This window comes from Micromonospora sp. LH3U1, from assembly GCF_028475105.1.
Classification (GTDB): domain Bacteria; phylum Actinomycetota; class Actinomycetes; order Mycobacteriales; family Micromonosporaceae; genus Micromonospora.
In genome coordinates this window covers 4,005,224-4,021,357 of record NZ_CP116936.1, presented here as the reverse complement: position 1 = coordinate 4,021,357, position 16,134 = coordinate 4,005,224, and the positions used below count along the sequence as shown (strand labels likewise).

Below are 16,134 nucleotides of genomic sequence, written 5' to 3'. Positions count from 1 at the left end.
TGGAGGCTGGTCCGGTACGCAGTTCGGGTGCACATCGACATCCTCCGGCCGCCCACGGCAGGCCCCACCCCGACCGCCGAGGGCGAACCCGCCCACGCCCGCCTGCTGGTGGTCGACGACGAGCCGAACATCTCCACTCTGCTGGCCGCCACGCTGCGGCTGGTCGCGTACGACGTGCGGGTGGCGGGATCCGGGCGGGCCGCGCTGACGGCCGTGGAGGAGTTCGCTCCGGACCTGGTCATCCTGGACGTGATGTTGCCCGACCTGGACGGCTTCGAGGTGGCTCGGCGTCTGCGGGCCGCCGGTCGGCCGGTGCCGGTGCTGTTCCTCACCGCCCGGGACACCGTCGAGGACCGGGTTGCCGGCCTGGTGGCCGGTGCGGACGACTACGTGGCCAAGCCGTTCAGCCTGGAGGAGGTGGTGCTGCGGATCCGGGCGATCCTGCGCCGTACCCGGTCGGAGCTGCCCCCGGCTCCGGACAGCCGGCTGCTGCGCTACACCGACCTGGAGTTGGACGAGGACGCCCACGAGGTACGTCGCGCCGGCCGGCCGGTCGATCTGTCGCCCACCGAGTTCCGGCTGCTGCGCTATTTGCTTCTCAACGCCGGTCGTGTGGTCAGCAAGGCGCAGATTCTGGACCGGGTCTGGAACTACGACTTCGGCGGCGACGGGCGGATCGTCGAGTCGTACGTCTACTACCTGCGGCGCAAGGTGGACCGCTCCGGTCCGCCGCTGATCCACACGGTACGCGGGGTGGGTTACACCCTGCGGCTGCCGCGCGGCGACGAGTGAACCTGCTGCCTCGGGTGCGTCCGTGGTCGCACTGGACGCTGCGGTCCCGACTGGTCCTGGCCGTCGGGGCGCTCGCCACGCTGGCTCTGATCGGGGCCAACGCCGCTGGCCTGATGCTGCTGCGCAGCTATCTCCTGGATCGGGTCGACGAGCAGCTCGCCGGGCAGGTTCGCCCGTTCACCGGCGGGCCACGCCCGGCCCTCGCCACCACCTACCCGCCGGCCGCGCCCGCCCCGATGGCGCCCAGTCCGTCGATGTCCTCGTCGGCCCCGACGGGCACCTGGCCGGGCGGCGGGCTTCCCGGCGCACCGCCCGGCCGTCTCGCCCGGCTCGGGCCGGACCAGTTGTTCCTGTACTACCGGGCCGATGGCACCCGCGACGCCGAGCACAGCAGCACCCCCAGTGAGGCGGCGCCTGACCCGGGCCCGTTGGCTGAGGTGACGGCCCGCGCCCGCACCGGTCGCCCGTACACCGTCCCCGGGGGCGACGGCGGCGCGGACTGGCGGCTGTACGCCGTGTCGGCCGGCGGGACCGGCGCGGTCGTGGTGGTCGGCACCTCCCTGGCCGAGGCGACCCAGACCGCCGACCGGCTGCTGCTCATCGACGTCGCGGTCACCGGCGGGGTACTGCTCGGCCTCGGGCTGCTGGCCGCCTCGGTGGTTCGGCTCGGGCTGCGCCCGTTGACCCGGATGGAACGGGTCGTCGCCGGTATCACCGGCGGCGACCTCGTCCACCGGGTGGACGACACCGACCCGCACACCGAGCCGGGCCGGCTGGGTGCGGCGGTGAATCTGATGCTGGACCGGATAGGCACCGAGATGAGTGCCCGAGCGGCGTCCGAACGCCGGCTACGGCAGTTCGTCGCGGACGCCTCGCACGAGCTGCGGACGCCGCTGACCTCGATCCGCGGCTTCGCCGAGCTGTACCGGCGCGGCGGCGCCCCGGCCGGCGTCGCGCTGGACGAGACGATGGGCCGGATCGAGAGCGAGGCGGCCCGGATGGGCGTGCTGGTGGAGGACCTGCTGCTGCTGGCCCGACTGGACCGGCAGCGTACGCCCACGCTGCGTCCGGTGGATCTGCTGGAGATCGCCGTCGACACCATCCGGGACACGCACGCCCGTACGCCCGGCCGGCCGATACGGCTGAGCACACTCGCCGAGGACGACCCGACCTTCGAGACGCCGACCGTGCTCGGTGACGAGCACCGGCTGCGCCAGGTCGCCGCGAATCTGATCGGCAACGCGGTGCAGCACACCGAGCCGTCGGCCCGGGTGACCGTCCGGATCGGTCGGCTGGCCACCCCGCCGGCCGGGTCGGTGGTCCGTTCCGGGCCGGTGCCCGCGTCGGTCGCCGACGGGCTCGCCGTGCTGGAGGTGCACGACGACGGGCCCGGGGTCCCCGCCGAGCACGCCGGCCGGGTCTTCGAGCGGCTGTACCGGGCCGACCCGAGCCGGGGCCGGGGCAGCGGGGGTGGTTCCGGGCTGGGATTGTCCATCGCCGCGTCGATCGTGCACGCGCACGGCGGCTGGATCGAGCTGGAGACCGGGTCTGGCGCGGGGACGACCTTCCGGGTGCTGCTGCCCGCCGTACCGCCGGAGTCGACCTCGCCGCCCGACGACCCGGCGGCGTCGATTCCAAGCCAGCTCTGAGGTTGCGTCGAAGATCCTCCCAGGCGTGCCGGCGAGGCTGGCCGGCATGCGAGTGCGCTTGCCGGACGTCCTGCGCCGGCCTCCCGTCGCGGTCAACGCCGCCCTGGTCCTGCTGCTGGCGGGCGGCGGCTGCTGGGCCTGGCTGTCCGTGCGCGGCGACTCGGCGGAGGCCGGCCGGCCCGGCGGCACCCGGACCGTCAGTGTCTCCCGGGGCACCGTGACCGCTACCGTCGCCGCCGACGGCTCGGTGCGTAGCGCGTCGACGGCCAGCGCCAGCTTCGCCACCGCCGGTACCGTCACCGCGATCTCTGTGCGGGTCGGCGATCTGGTGAAGAAGGGCCAACTACTGGCCACCGTCGATCCGGCTGCCGCCCAACGCGACCTCGACGTGGCGAAGGCGAACCTGACCGCCGCGCGGGACGCCCTGGACCGCGCCGAGGAGGGCGGTTCGGACACCTCGTCGACGGAGAACTCGGTCACCCAGGCCGAGCTGGCGGTGGACGAGGCACAGGCTGGGGTGAGCGGTACCCGCCTGACCGCGCCGATGGCCGGCACGGTGGTCGCGGTCAACGGCACCGTCGGCAGTTCCTCCGGCGGGTCCGCCAGCAGCGGCGCGACCGGCGGCTCCTCCGGCGGACAGCAGGGCGGCACCGGCTCCACCGGCTCCGGTTCCAGCTCCACCAGCGGGTTCGTCGAGCTGGCCGACCTGACGAAGCTCCAGGTCACCGCCGGCTTCGCCGAGGCGGACGCGACCAAGCTCAAGGATGGCCAGGCCGCCACCATCACCTGGAACGCGTTGCAGGGCGCGGTGGCCCCGGGGACGGTGGTCGCGGTCGACCCGCAGGCCAGCACCACCAACAACGTGGCCACCTACGGGGTCACGGTCAGCGTGACCAAGCTGCCGATCGGCGCCAAGCCAGGGCAGACCGTACGGGTCAGCGTGGTCACCGGCACCGCTCAGGACGTGCTGCTGGTCAACTCGGCCGCGGTCTCCGGCACCGGCGACCGGCACACCGTCTCGGTGGTGACCGAGACCGGGCAGGAGAGCCGCCGGGTCACGGTGGGTCTCGCCGGCGACCAGGCGTACGAGATCACCGAAGGGCTGACCGAGGGGGACCGGGTGGTGCTGCCGCAGAGCAGCGGCACGGGCAGCACCGGCGGCGGGTTCCCCGGTGGGGCCGGCCTGCCGGGCGGCGGTGGCTTCCCGGGCGGCGGCGGCCTCAACGGCGGCGGTGCCCGGGGCGGGAACGGAACCCGCTGATGACCCCCGGAGACGCCGCGCGCCGCCCGGTTCTGGACGTCCGCGCGCTGACCAAGGTGTACGGCGAGGGGCCAGCGGCGGTGCACGCCCTGCGCGGGGTCTCGCTGGCCGTCGCAGCCGGCGACTACGTGGCGATCATGGGATCCTCCGGCTCCGGCAAGTCGACCCTGATGAACATCCTCGGCTGCCTCGACGTGCCCTCCGACGGGCAGTACCTACTGGACGGTGTGGACGTCGGCCAGCTCGCCGACCGCCAGCTCGCCCTGGTCCGCAACCGGCTCATCGGTTTCGTCTTCCAGGCGTTCAACCTGATCCCGCGGACCAGCGCGCTGGCCAATGTCGAGCTGCCGCTGGCGTACGCCGGGGTGCGGGCCGGCCAGCGGCGGCGGCGGGCGCTCGCCGCGCTGGACGCCGTGGGACTGGCCGACCGGGCCGGCCACCAGCCCAACCAGCTCTCCGGCGGCCAGCAGCAGCGGGTCGCGGTGGCCAGGGCGTTGGTCACCGAGCCGGCGTTGGTGCTCGCCGACGAGCCGACCGGCAACCTGGACAGCCGCTCCACCGACGACATCCTGGCGGTCTTCGATCAGCTCAACGCGGCCGGCCGGACCATCGTGCTGATCACCCACGAGCCGGAGGTGGGCGCCCGGGCCGGGCGGCTGATCCGGCTGTTCGACGGCCAGGTCCGCTCGGACGTCCGGCAGAGCGGGCGGCACTCGGCGGCGGGGGTGCGGCGATGAGCCTCGCCGAGACCGTCCGGTTCGCACTGCGCGGGGTGGCCGCCAACAAGCTGCGCTCGGCGCTGACCATGCTGGGCATCCTGATCGGGGTCGCCGCGGTGATCCTGCTGGTCGCGGTCGGCAACGGCTCCGCTCAAGCGATCACGAGTCGGATCGAGGCCCTGGGCACCAACACGCTGACGGTGACCGGCACCAGCCGGGGCGGCAGCGGTGGCGGGTTGACCCTCCAGGTCGCCGACGCGCTCGCCGACCCGGTGCTCGCGCCCGACGTACGATCGGTCTCCCCGCTGATGACCACCAGCACCACCGTCACGTTCGACGGGGCCGAGCACGAGGTGCCGCAGTTCGTCGGCACCCGGTCCAGCTGGTTCACCGCGGCCAACTCGCCGGTCGCCAGCGGCGCCGCCTTCAGCGCCGACGACGAGGCGCAGGGCCGCCGGGTGGTGGTGCTCGGCCGCACCGTGGCCGACGAGCTGTTCGCCGGGGTGGACCCGGTGGGCCGGCAGGTCACCGTGGGCGGCGCGCTCTTCACCGTGGTCGGGGTGCTGGCAGCGAAGTCCTCGACCGGCTTCCAGGACGCCAACGACACGGCGATCGCCCCACTGCGGGCGGTACGTGAGGTGCTCACCGGATACGGGCCGCTCAACTCCATCCTGGTGGAGGCGACCGATCCGGACCGGGTGACGGCGGCACAGGGGCAGATCTCCACGGTGCTCGCCCAGCGCCTGCCCGCGTCCACCTCGGGCAGCACCCCGTACCGGATTCAGAACGCCGCGCAGCTGTTGCAGACCCAGTCCGAGACGGCCGAGACGTTCACCGTGCTTCTGGGCGCGGTGGCCGCGATCAGCCTGCTGGTCGGCGGCATCGGCATCACCAACATCATGCTGGTCACGGTGACCGAACGGACCCGCGAGATCGGCATCCGCAAGGCACTCGGCGCCCGCCGACGTACCGTGCTGACCCAGTTCCTGGTGGAGGCGACCCTGCTGAGCCTCCTCGGAGGGGCGCTCGGCGTGGCGGCGGCGCTGATCGGTGCCCGGTTCACCATTGTCGGCGTCCACCCGGTGATCGTGCCCAGCTCGGTGGGGCTGGCCCTCGGGGTCTCGGTCGCGATCGGCCTGTTCTTCGGCGGCCTTCCGGCAGCCCGGGCGGCCCGGCTGCGCCCCATCGACGCCCTGCGCTACGAGTAGGCCGACATGCGAGGAACCGACATGGACAGCAGCGACACCGTCATCTTCGACCGGGTAGCCGACCACCCGACGGCCTCGGCGGGCGCCCCGGATCGCGACCTGACCGCCGCGCTCGCCGCAGCGGCGCCGCGCCGCTGGTGGAACCGGGCGACCCTGGCGCTCGGCGCGCTCGTGCTGGTGCTGGCCGGTTTCCTCGGCGGGGTTCACGTGCAGCAACGCTGGGGTGAGTCGTCGAGCACCGCCGGGTCGGGCCGGGCCGGCTTCCCGGGTGGTGTTCCCACCGCGTTCCCGGGCGCCGGCGGGCGTGGCCAGAGCGGTGCCGGGCCGAGCGGCACGGGTGCGACCGGTGGCGCGACCGCGCCGACGACCACCAGCGGGAAGGTGAAGTTGGTCGACGGCGGAACGCTCTACCTGGAGACCGCCGACGGCACCGTGATCACCGTGCGTACCACCGACGACACCGCCGTCCGCACCGCCAAGGTCAGCAAGCTGAGCGGCCTCAAGGCCGGGCAGAGCGTCACCGTGCAGGGGGGCCCGGCGGCCGACGGCACGGTAACCGCCACCACGGTCACCGCCGGGGGCTGACGCCGCCGAACCGGTCGAGCGTCGCCATCGGGGCGCCCGTACGATGCTCCGGTGAATCTTCGGGGTATGGTCCGCGCCGATCATCCGTTGGTGGTGCTCGCCGTCGGGGAAGAGGCGCGTTACCTGCCGCCCGAGCTGCCGGTGCTGCTCACCGGCATGGGCAAGGTGAACGCCGCCAGCGCGGTGGCCGCGGTGCTGGCCGCCGGGCCGCGTCCCTCCCTGCTGCTCAACCTGGGTACGGCCGGCGCGTTGCGCCCCGGCTGGGCCGGCATCCACGAGGTCGCCACCGTGCTTCAGCACGACCTGGACACCGACCTGCTGCGGACGCTCACCGGCGAGACCTACGGGGCCCCGCTGTCGCTGGCCACCGAGGGCGCGGTGCTGGCCACCGGCGACACGTTCGTGGCCGACGACGCGGCGCGGGACCGGTTGGCGCAGCGTGCCGACCTGGTCGACATGGAGGGGTACGCGGTGGCGTGGGCCGCCGCGCAGGCCGGTGTGCCGTGCCGGCTGGTCAAGCAGGTCAGCGACGAGGCCGGCGACGGCGCGGCCCGGACCTGGCGGGAGTCGGTGGACGCATGCGCCCGGGACCTCGCCGAGTGGGTCGGTCGACAGCTCGTCTGATCCGGTCCGGTCAGCGGTCGGGCCGCCTCATCTCCAGCCCGGACGTGGTGGCCCGGGGAGTGCCGGCGGGAACCAAACAGTGACCTGCCAGCCCGAGCGCCACGGTTGCGGTGACCAGCACCGGCGGCCAGCCGCCGGCCCATGGCAGCACCAGCAGTGGCAGTGGCAGCCAGGCCATTCGTCGCCACGGCACGACCGTGGACACCAGCAGGGTGAACAGGACGCGGCCGATCACAAACAGCGTCGGGCCGCCGACGATCAGCATGAGCCACCGCGCCGGCGTCGTTCCGGTCGGCCGGGCGACGACCAGGTCGAAGGCGGCCGCCGTACCGACCACACCGGCCAGCATCACCAAGTGGGTGTACGGGGCCAGCCGGGATGCCCGGCCGCGGGCCGGAGGGTCGAGGTCGCGGACCAACTCGGCGGCCCGGAAGACGTAAATCTGCCAGAGCAGCAGCATGGTGGCGAAGGCGCAGAGCAGGGAGGTGACCCGGAGGCTGTCGAAATCGGTCTGGCTGACCTGCAGAGTGGGCACGAGGATGATGTCGCCGAGGGCCAGGATGACGAACTGTTGGTACCGCTCGCCCAGGTGCCCGGTTGTCCCCTGGTACTGGGCAACAGGCACCCGGCCCAGCCACGGTGTGGGGTAGCGGGCCGCCGCGGAGATCAGATCGATCGCGATCGCGGCCGTCCAGAGCCACCAGTTCGCCGTGCCGGACAGCGCGCCGGCGATCCAGAAAACGCCGGACACCACGAACCAGAACACAAAACGTGTGGCCCGCTCCATGGCCGCCCGGTGTCCCTGGCGGTGCAACGTGGCGACCAGGACGATGCCGCGAATCACGTGCGTGGCGACGTACGCGATCGCGAAGACCATCGCGTGCCCGTTGGAGACCAGGGGCAGCGATGCCGCCATCCCCACCGACCCGACCATGGCGACCATCAGGATGGCCTGGATCGGGCGTTGCTGCGGGTCGTAGAACTCGGTCGTGGTGGAGGTGACCGACCAGGTCCACCAGATCGCCGTCAGCATCAGCAGTACCGACGCTCCGCCGGCCCAGGAGTCGCGTTCGGCCAGCAGCTTGGAGGTCAGCGCGAGGGCGGCCACGAAGACCACGTCGAAGAGCAACTCCAGCAGCGTGGCCCGGGTCGACCCGTCCGGCCGGCGTACCAGTGCCGCGGTGCCTCCGGTGGTCATGCCCGGCCTCCCGCCGTGTCTCCGAGGATTATCGGCGGCGCCGGCGTGGCCCGTCCCCGGATCGGCGATTCCCGCCGATCGGGGAAGAGGGCGACCTGAGGTTGCCACGGCGTCACACGACGGGCGATGCTTGGCGGCATCCATCGATCTCGATCTCTTCGGAGGTTCGGATGCGCCGCTCTCCGCTCGCCGCCCTCGTCCTGACCATCCTCCTGCTCGTCGCGCCCGGCGCGGCGCAGGCCGCCGTGCCCGACCGGGCCGCCGCGCCCGCCGCCGACGCGGCGGCGGTGCTGGCCGGGGTACGCACAGCGGGCACCGCCTGGGGCCTCGACCCGGCCACCGGCCGGATGACCCTCACCGTCGACGACACCGTGGCCCCCACCGACCTGGCGACGCTGCGGGCGACGGCCGAGCGGGCCGGCGCCCTGCTGCGCCGAGAGCCCGGAACGCTGCGCACCCTGATCGCCGCCGGGCAGGGCATCTACGGTGGCGGCGCTCGCTGCTCGCTCGGTGCGAACGTGCGCAGCGGCAGCACCTACTACGTGATCACCGCCGGGCACTGCACCACCACCGCCAGCACCTGGTACGCCGACAGCGCGCAGACCACCGTGCTCGGCACCCGCACCGCCACCAGCTATCCCAGCAACGACTACGGCCTGATCCGCTACACCGGCCGGATCGCCCATCCCAGCGCGGTCTACACCTACCCCGGGCTGCTCACGATCTACGGCGCCGGCAACGCGTACGTCGGTCAGGCGGTGTGCCGCAGCGGCGTCACCACGGGGGTGCGGTGCGGCACCGTCACCGGCCTCAACCAGACCGTCAACTACGCCGGCGGCGCGGTCACCGGCCTGATCCGCACCAACATCTGCGCCGAACCGGGAGACAGCGGCGGACCGCTCTACGTGGCGTCCACCGGCACCATCATCGGCATCCTCTCCGGTGGCAGCGGCAACTGCACCTCGGGCGGCACCACCTACTACCAGCCGATCGGGGAGGTGCTGGCCGCGTACGGGCTGACGCTGCCCTGACCGTCGGTGTGCGCGGGACGGGGTTGCCCGTCCCGCGCAACGCACCTAGGCTCGGCGGCGCCCCGGACCCCGCCGCGAGGACGTGTGCCCCCATGCCGACCGACCCTCGACATGATCGAGCGACCGTCCCGGCCGGTGCCCCTGCGGTTGAGGTGGCGACGGTGGGGGAGACGATGGTGGTGCTCTGCCCCGACCCCGGTGAGCCGCTGGAGCACGCCGAGCGGGTCGCCGTGTCGGTCGGCGGCGCCGAGTCCAACGTGGCCGGTTACCTGGCCCGACTGGGGCACCGGGCGGGCTGGGTGAGCAGGGTCGGCGACGACCCCTTCGGCCGGGCCGTCGTCCGGCACGTCGCCGCCGCCGGCGTCCGCGTCGACCAGGTGCGCGTGGACCCTGCCGCCCCCACCGGTCTGTACGTCAAGGACCCGGGCCCGGAGGGCACCACCGTGCACTACTACCGGGCCGGGTCGGCGGCCTCCCGGATGGACCCGGGCACGCTCGCCGACCCGAGGCTGGCCGGTGCCCGTGTGCTGCACCTGTCCGGGATCACCCCGGCGCTCTCCGCCTCCTGTCGGGCGCTGGTCGAGCACGCGGTGGCCGACCGGCCACTGGCGGGGGCGCTGATCAGCTTCGACGTCAACCACCGGGCCCGGCTGTGGCCCGCCGAGCAGGCCGCGCCGGTGCTGCGCGACCTCGCTGACCGCTGCGACCTGGTCTTCGTCGGTCAGGACGAGGCAGAAACGCTGTGGGGCACCGCCGACCCGATGGCCGTACGCCAGCTGTTGCCCGGCCCGGAGACGGTGGTGGTCAAGGACGGCTCGGTGGGCGCCACCGCACTGTGCCGCGACGCCGAACCGGTCTTCGTACCCGCTCCCCGGGTGACGGTGGTGGAGCCGGTCGGCGCCGGAGACGCGTTCGCCGGCGGCTACCTCGCCGGGCTGCTGCGCGGCCTCGACACGCTTCGGCGGCTGCGCCTCGGCCACCTGGTCGCGGCGCAGGCGCTGGGCAGCACCGGAGACAACGCGCCGCTGCCGCCCTGGGCCTGGTTCGAGCGGTTGCTCGACGCCCCCGCCGACGCCTGGTCGCCGCTCGACCTGACCGGCGCGCGGGCGGAGGCCTGAGTCGTGTCGCCTGGTGTCGACTGGGCCACCACGCAGCAGTTTCACCGCGACCTCGGATGGAGTGCACCATGACCACAGCGGACTTCGACCACATCTTCGGCGGTGCCCGGGTGATGGCGATCCTGCGCGGCCTGCCGGTCGGCGAGACCGTCCGGCTCGCCGAGCGTGCCTGGGACCTCGGCATCGACGTGGTGGAGGTGCCGGTCGCCACCGCCGACGCGGTGCCGGCGCTGCGCGCCGCCGTCGAGGCGGGTGCCGAGCGTGGCCGGATCGTCGGTGCCGGCACCGTGCTCGACGTCGACCAGGTCGCCGCCGCGGCCGACGCGGGCGCCACGTTCACCGTCGCGCCCGGCCTGGACCTCGCGGTCGCCGACGCCGCCGCCGCGCGTGGTCTGCCGCACCTGCCCGGTGTGGCCACCCCCACCGAGGCCCAGCAGGCGCTGCGGCACGGCCTCACCTGGCTCAAGGCGTTCCCCGCGATCTCCCTCGGGCCGGCCTGGTTCAAGGCCGTAGCCGGCCCGCTGCCGCAACTACGCTTCGTCGCGACCGGCGGCCTGGACGCCGGCAACGCCGCCGCGTTCCTACAAGCAGGCGTACGGGTGGTAGCGGTCGGCTCAGCCCTGTCCGACCCGAACCAGCTGGACCAACTCGCCGAGCTGACCACCCTCGGAACCCCCGCGCGCTAACCCCCCGCGCCAACCCCCGCGCCGATCTTGCACTTGCTGTCCCGACGAAAGCCCCGAACCGGGGCGCATCGGTGACCGAAAGTGCAAGATCGACGCACCGGCCGCCGGTCGGGGTGCCTCGCGCATCCCGGCCGGCGGCCGGTTCGCGTTCCGCTCGCGTCAGCCGCGCTCCTCGCGGAGCTGGTCCCAGTCCGTGATCACCGGCAGTAGGTCTCCGGCCAGCCAGGCAGGGCTCTGGTCGTCGTGGTGCGAGTCGCCGGGCACCCCGCAGGCCCCCAGTGGAACCACCCAGCGGCTGTCCGCGCGTTGGGCCAGGTCCCAGACGAAGCGCGCCGCCGGCCCCCGGAAGCACCAGTGGGTGACCCCGGGCACGCTCGAGGTGGCCAACACACAGTCGTGGTCACCGTCGAGCCGGGGGCCGGGCCCCTCGTCCGGGTCGGGCAGCGCACGCCACGGCACCAGCCGGTGCAGGTCCCCCCAGCGCACCTGCCGGGCTGCTTCGTCGGCGACCTCCTCGGCCGCCGCGCTCACCAGCGCGGCCACGTCCACGCCGGGCAGCGGGGTCGCGCCCAGCAGATGCTCCAGCGCGTAACCGACGCGCGGCGTCAGCGCCAACCAGGGCGCGAACACCTCCGGGTACGCGGGCGGATCGACCAGCGCGGCCAGCGCCGGGTGGGCGGCGATCCGGCGTACGACAGCCGCCCGCAGGATGGCGAAGGCCGCCGCGTCGGTGCTGTCGGCGGCCATCCGTCGGTCCCAGCGCAGCAGCCGTTCGCGCAGCGCGGCGGCGGCCGGGCCGAGCCCGGTCGACGCGGCCAGCACCGCCAGCAGTGGCCCGGCCGAGCCCAGGTACGTGTCGGTGTGCACCGCGGCCATCTCGTCGGCCGTCCAGGCCCGACCGGCGTCGAGCAGCTCGGCGATGCGGTGCGCCCGGTGCGGCGGGGCGAACTCGACCCCGAGCGGCGCCGCGAGTCCCCGCTCGTTGGCCATCACCGCCCGACCGATCACGTCGGCGCGGGGCATCGGTGCGTACCAGTCCTGCCAGGCGTACGCGGCGTCCCACGCGGGGACCACCCGTCGGCCGTTGTCCGGATGCCGTACCGGCACCGCACCGGCGACCCGGTGCAGCAGCCCTCCGGCGGTGTCCGCCGCCTGCACCACGTTGACCGGCTCCACCCAGTGCCGCAGTGCGCGGTCCACATCGGTCACGGTACGGGCGCGCAGCAGCTCCGGCAGCGTCGCGAAGCCGAGTTCGGCGCGGACCCGAGGCGGGTAGCGCAGGCTGATGGCCGTCTCGTCGTCCGGCCCGCCGACGATCACCGGACCCCGGTCGGTCTCCACCACCTCGACCTCGACCGGGTCCGCCCCGGCCACCTCGATCGTCTCGACATGGCGGTGGGCTTCCCGCCAACCGTCCGGGCCGAGGGCCTGCACCTGGTGGCCGTGGCGGCGCAACCGCTCGGCGTACAGGTCCTGGTAGTCGGCCATCGCGTTGGTGATCGACCAGGCCACCCCGCCGGTGTGCCCGAAGTGCGCGATCCCCGGGACGCCCGGCACCGCCAGCCCGACCACGTCGTACTCTGGGCAGGCCAGCCGGATCTGCTGGTAGACACCGGGATCCTCAAGGAAGCGGTGTGGGTCGCCGGCGAGCAGCGCGGCTCCGGTGCCGGTGTGCTCGGCGGCGAGCAGCCACCCGTTGCTGCCGGCGACGGCCAGCCCGTCGGTGGCGAACGCCTCGACCGCGTCCGGGCCGAGCCGCTGCGCCACGTGCTCGCGCCAGAGTTTGCCGGGGAACCCCGCGAACAGGATGTGGTGGCCCAGCCAGACCGCGAGCGGTGTCCACGGCTCCCACCGGCCCGGGCTCAGCCCGGTGGCGGCGAACTCCGGCGCGCGGGACGCCCCGGCGGCGAGACCCGCGTTGACTCCGCCGACGTAGGCGCCCACCCACTCGGCGGTCGCCGCATCCAGCGCCGCGTGGCAGCGGCGTGCGGTGTCGTCGAGCCGTACCTGCCGGGCGAACCGGTCCCAACCGAGCGCGTCGACGCCGAGGAACGCCGCGCTGGTGCCCTGAGCGCGGTGCCGTTCCACCTCGATCTGCCAGGCCCGGTCGTACGCGGTCACCAGGCCCTGCGCCGCCGCCAGCGCGAGCGGGTCGTCGGCCCGCAGGTGCGGTACGCCCCACGGGTCGCGGAATCGCCGGGCACTCATGTCCGCTCCGGCGCGGTGGCTCGGCGCCGGGCGGCGGGGACGACCAGCGGGGTGCCGGTCTCCGGGTCGTCGATGACCCGGCAGGGCAGCCCGAACACCTCCGCCACCAGGTCGGCGGTGACCACCGACGCCGGCTCTCCGGCGGCCACCACGCGTCCGTCGCGCATGGCGATCAGGTGCGTGGCGTAGCGGGCGGCGTGGTTCAGGTCGTGCAGCACCGCGACGAGTGTGCGCCCCTGCTCCTCGTGCAGCCGGGCGCAGAGGTCCAGGATTTCGATCTGGTGGGCGATGTCGAGGAACGTGGTCGGCTCGTCGAGCAGCAGCAGCGGGGTCTGCTGGGCCAGCGCCATGGCGATCCAGACCCGCTGCCGTTGCCCGCCGGAGAGCTCGTCCACCGGCCGGTCGGCGAGATCGTCGACGCCGGTCGCGGCCATCGACTCGTCGACGACCCGTTCGTCCTCGCGCGACCACTGCCGGAGCAGCCCCTGGTGGGGGTAACGGCCCCGCGCGACCAACTCGGCGACGCTGATCCCGTCCGGCGCGATCGACGACTGCGGCAGCAGGCCGAGTGTGCGGGCCACCTTGCGGGCCGGCAGGTCGTGGATGTCCCGCCCGTCCAGCAGCACCGTGCCGGCGCTGGGGCGCAGCATCCGGGACAGCGCACGCAACAGAGTCGACTTGCCACACGCGTTCGGGCCGATGATCACGGTGAAGGAGTTGTCGGGCACCGCCACGGTCAGGTCCTCGGCGATGGTGCGCTGGTCGTAGGCGAGGGTCAGCGCGGTGCCGCCGAGCCGGGAACTGCCGGGGTGCATTGAAACTCCTTCGAGGGCGTCGCGAGTGTTCACAGCCGGCCCGCCCGGCGTTCCATCGCCAGCAGCCAGACCAGGTAGCCGCCGCCGAGCACTCCGGTCACCACCCCGACCGGGAGTTGGTGTCCGGGGAACGCGCGTTGGGCCAGCAGGTCGGCGCCGACCAGCAGTGCCGCGCCGACGGCCATCGACGGCAGTAGGTTCGGGCCGGGCGCCCGGGTCAGCCGTTTCGTCACGTGTGGCGCGACGAGCGCCACGAAGGACACCGGCCCGGCGGCGGCTGCCGCGAACGAGACCAGCAGCACCGCCGCGGCGAGCAGCACCAGGCGCAGCCGGCGCACCGGAACGCCGAGCGCGCTGGCCGTGTCGTCGCCCAACTCCATCATCCGGAGCGCCGGGGCACAGCCGATGAGCACCAGCGGCACCAGCACGACCATGACGGCGAGCAGCGGCCCGGCGTTGGCCCAGCCCCGCCCGTCCAGGCTGCCGGTGAGCCAGAGCACCGCGCGGGCGGCCTCCATCAGCGGCGCCCTGGTCAGCAGGTAGCCGTTGACGCCGGTCAGAATCGCGGCGACGCCGATGCCGACCAGGATGAGCCGGTAGCCGTGCACTCCGCGCCGCCAGGCCAGCGCGTAGATCACCAGGCCGGTGCCGAGCCCACCGACGACCGCCGCGCCGGCCAGCGCCAGGCTGCTACCGCCGAGGACGACCACCACCAGTGCTCCGGTCGACGCGCCCTGGGTGAAGCCGAGGATGTCCGGGCTGCCCAGCGGGTTGCGGACCAGCGACTGGAACACCGTGCCGGCGAGAGCCAGTGCGGCGCCGACCAGCAGGGCGGTGACCAGTCGGGGCAGTCGTAGCTCGTGCACGATGAACTGCTCCGCCGGTGAGCCGCCGCCGACGAGCGTGCGCAGCACGTCGGCCGGGCCCATCGGGTAGTCACCACTGCCCACGGCGATCAGGCCGAGCCCGGCCGCGAGCAGCGCGGCGCCCGCGCCGACGGCCAGCGCGCGGGGGCGGAACCGCAGGGACAACCCGCCCGCGGTACGGATGACAGTCACGCCATTGCTCCGCTTCGCTCCGCGATGGCGCGACGCGCCACAGTGCTGAGTTCGCTGGTTCGATCGCTCACGGGTGGGCCACCCGTCCACGGGTGACCAACCACAGGAAGAGCGGGCCGCCCAGCACGGCGGTCACCATGCCGACCTGGAGTTCACCGGGCCGGCCCAGCACCCGACCGAGCACGTCGGCGCCGAGCAGCAGCGCGGGCGCGAGCACCGCGCAGTACGGCAGCAGCCAGCGCAGATCCGGGCCGGTCAGCGCGCGCACCAGGTGCGGCACCAGCAGCCCGACGAAGACGATCGGGCCGCACGCGGCGGTCGCCGCGCCGCAGAGCAGGGTGACCGCGACGATCACGGCGGCGCGGATCAGCGCGGGTCGAGCGCCCAGTGCCCGCGCCGCGTCGTCGCCGAGCGCGAGCGCGTTCAGGGGCGGGCGGCGCCGAGCGCGACCAGCAGGCCGACCAGGATGAACGGCAGCACCCGGGTCACGGTCGCGGAGTCCGCGCTGGCCAGTGATCCGACCGTCCAGAACCGCAGCCGTTCCAGCGAGGCCGTGTCCAGCAGCATCACCGCGCTCACGTACGAGTAGAGGGTGGCGTTGAGCGCCGCGCCGGCCAGCGCGAGGCGGGCCGGGGTGGCGCCCCGCCCGCCGCCGACGGCGTAGACGAGAGCGGTCACCACCGCCGCGCCGAGCAGCGCGAACCAGACGTACCCGCCGACGGCGGTGACGCCCAGGAAGGCGGCGGCGGTGGCGACGGCCGCGGACGCGCCGGCGTTGATGCCGAGCAGCCCCGGGTCGGCCAGCGGGTTGCGGGTGAGGGCCTGCATGACCGCCCCGGCGACGCCGAGCGCGGCGCCGGCGAGCAACCCGAGCAGGGTGCGCGGCAGGCGCATCCGGTGCACCACGGCGTATTCGGTGGCGTCCTGGTGCAGCAACCCGGACCAGACGTCGGCGAGCGGCATGGCTTTCGCCCCGACCGCGATGCTGAGCACCACGATCACGCCGAGCAGTGCCACGGCGGCGACCAGGCCGGCGGCGCGGGCCGCCTGACGGCCGCGCCGGACCGGGGGTGCGACCGTACTCCTGTCCGGCACTTGTAGTGCCGGCCTGGTGACGGTGGGTGTGGCGTCCAGTGTGGGCTCCGGGGTTGTGGCGACACGGCGTACCGCTGTTGACAATGA

At 74.0% G+C, this 16,134-nt stretch carries 14 protein-coding genes and 1 pseudogene; 10 read left to right on the top strand and 5 right to left on the bottom strand.

Going from position 1 to position 16,134, the window contains the following annotated elements; translation table 11 throughout:
• Window positions 1-39 precede the first annotated feature (39 nt).
• The 7 genes from PCA76_RS18460 to PCA76_RS18430 are packed head-to-tail and all read left to right on the top strand — an operon-like array spanning window position 40 to window position 6,838.
• Window positions 40-792: a response regulator transcription factor gene (locus PCA76_RS18460; RefSeq protein WP_272619468.1), complete on the top strand. Its 753-nt coding sequence runs from the start codon at window positions 40-42 to the stop codon at window positions 790-792.
• On the top strand, window positions 789-2,441 hold the full coding sequence (locus tag PCA76_RS18455) for a sensor histidine kinase (protein WP_272611679.1): 1,653 nt from the start codon (window positions 789-791) through the stop codon (window positions 2,439-2,441). Before PCA76_RS18460 ends, PCA76_RS18455 begins: the two co-directional genes overlap by 4 nt.
• A gap of 46 nt (window positions 2,442-2,487) precedes the next feature.
• Window positions 2,488-3,702, top strand: coding sequence for an efflux RND transporter periplasmic adaptor subunit (locus PCA76_RS18450; protein WP_272611678.1), 1,215 nt, complete (start codon window positions 2,488-2,490; stop codon window positions 3,700-3,702).
• Window positions 3,702-4,439, top strand: coding sequence for an ABC transporter ATP-binding protein (locus tag PCA76_RS18445; protein WP_272611677.1), 738 nt, complete (start codon window positions 3,702-3,704; stop codon window positions 4,437-4,439). The genes PCA76_RS18450 and PCA76_RS18445 overlap by 1 nt, the downstream gene beginning before the upstream one ends.
• Window positions 4,436-5,629 (top strand): ABC transporter permease, encoded by a 1,194-nt coding sequence (locus tag PCA76_RS18440; RefSeq protein WP_272611676.1) that lies wholly within the window; start codon window positions 4,436-4,438, stop codon window positions 5,627-5,629. The genes PCA76_RS18445 and PCA76_RS18440 overlap by 4 nt, the downstream gene beginning before the upstream one ends.
• 21 nt (window positions 5,630-5,650) lie before the next feature.
• Window positions 5,651-6,214 carry a hypothetical protein gene (locus PCA76_RS18435; protein WP_272611675.1) on the top strand — a complete coding sequence of 188 codons (564 nt, stop codon included), beginning with the start codon at window positions 5,651-5,653 and terminating at the stop codon, window positions 6,212-6,214.
• Between the two features lie 51 nt (window positions 6,215-6,265).
• The gene (locus tag PCA76_RS18430) at window positions 6,266-6,838 is read left to right on the top strand and encodes a nucleosidase (protein ID WP_272611674.1); all 573 of its coding nucleotides are present in this window, start codon (window positions 6,266-6,268) and stop codon (window positions 6,836-6,838) included.
• A gap of 10 nt (window positions 6,839-6,848) precedes the next feature.
• Here PCA76_RS18430 and PCA76_RS18425 read toward each other — a convergent pair whose 3' ends face one another.
• Window positions 6,849-8,036 carry a low temperature requirement protein A gene (locus PCA76_RS18425; protein ID WP_272611673.1) on the bottom strand — a complete coding sequence of 396 codons (1,188 nt, stop codon included), beginning with the start codon at window positions 8,034-8,036 and terminating at the stop codon, window positions 6,849-6,851.
• A 170-nt stretch (window positions 8,037-8,206) separates the two neighbouring features.
• Between PCA76_RS18425 and PCA76_RS18420 the strand changes: the two genes are divergently transcribed.
• From PCA76_RS18420 to PCA76_RS18410, 3 genes are all read left to right on the top strand, one after another.
• On the top strand, window positions 8,207-9,067 hold the full coding sequence (locus PCA76_RS18420) for a S1 family peptidase (RefSeq protein WP_272611672.1): 861 nt from the start codon (window positions 8,207-8,209) through the stop codon (window positions 9,065-9,067).
• Between the two features lie 161 nt (window positions 9,068-9,228).
• Window positions 9,229-10,185, top strand: coding sequence for a sugar kinase (locus PCA76_RS18415; protein WP_272611671.1), 957 nt, complete (start codon window positions 9,229-9,231; stop codon window positions 10,183-10,185).
• A gap of 68 nt (window positions 10,186-10,253) precedes the next feature.
• Window positions 10,254-10,871, top strand: coding sequence for a bifunctional 4-hydroxy-2-oxoglutarate aldolase/2-dehydro-3-deoxy-phosphogluconate aldolase (locus PCA76_RS18410; protein ID WP_272611670.1), 618 nt, complete (start codon window positions 10,254-10,256; stop codon window positions 10,869-10,871).
• A gap of 159 nt (window positions 10,872-11,030) precedes the next feature.
• Here the strand turns inward: PCA76_RS18410 and PCA76_RS18405 are convergent, their stop codons facing one another.
• The 4 genes and pseudogenes from PCA76_RS18405 to PCA76_RS18390 form a co-directional block, all read right to left on the bottom strand.
• Window positions 11,031-13,079: a penicillin acylase family protein gene (locus tag PCA76_RS18405; RefSeq protein WP_272611669.1), complete on the bottom strand. Its 2,049-nt coding sequence runs from the start codon at window positions 13,077-13,079 to the stop codon at window positions 11,031-11,033.
• On the bottom strand, window positions 13,076-13,894 hold the full coding sequence (locus PCA76_RS18400; protein ID WP_272611668.1) for an ABC transporter ATP-binding protein: 819 nt from the start codon (window positions 13,892-13,894) through the stop codon (window positions 13,076-13,078). The genes PCA76_RS18405 and PCA76_RS18400 overlap by 4 nt, the downstream gene beginning before the upstream one ends.
• Window positions 13,895-13,923: 29 nt before the next feature.
• Window positions 13,924-14,952, bottom strand: a complete 1,029-nt coding sequence (locus PCA76_RS18395; RefSeq protein ID WP_272611667.1) for a FecCD family ABC transporter permease — start codon at window positions 14,950-14,952, stop codon at window positions 13,924-13,926.
• Window positions 14,953-15,019: 67 nt separating this feature from the next.
• A pseudogene (locus tag PCA76_RS18390) lies at window positions 15,020-15,969 on the bottom strand (FecCD family ABC transporter permease).
• Between the last annotated feature and the right edge of the window lie 165 nt (window positions 15,970-16,134).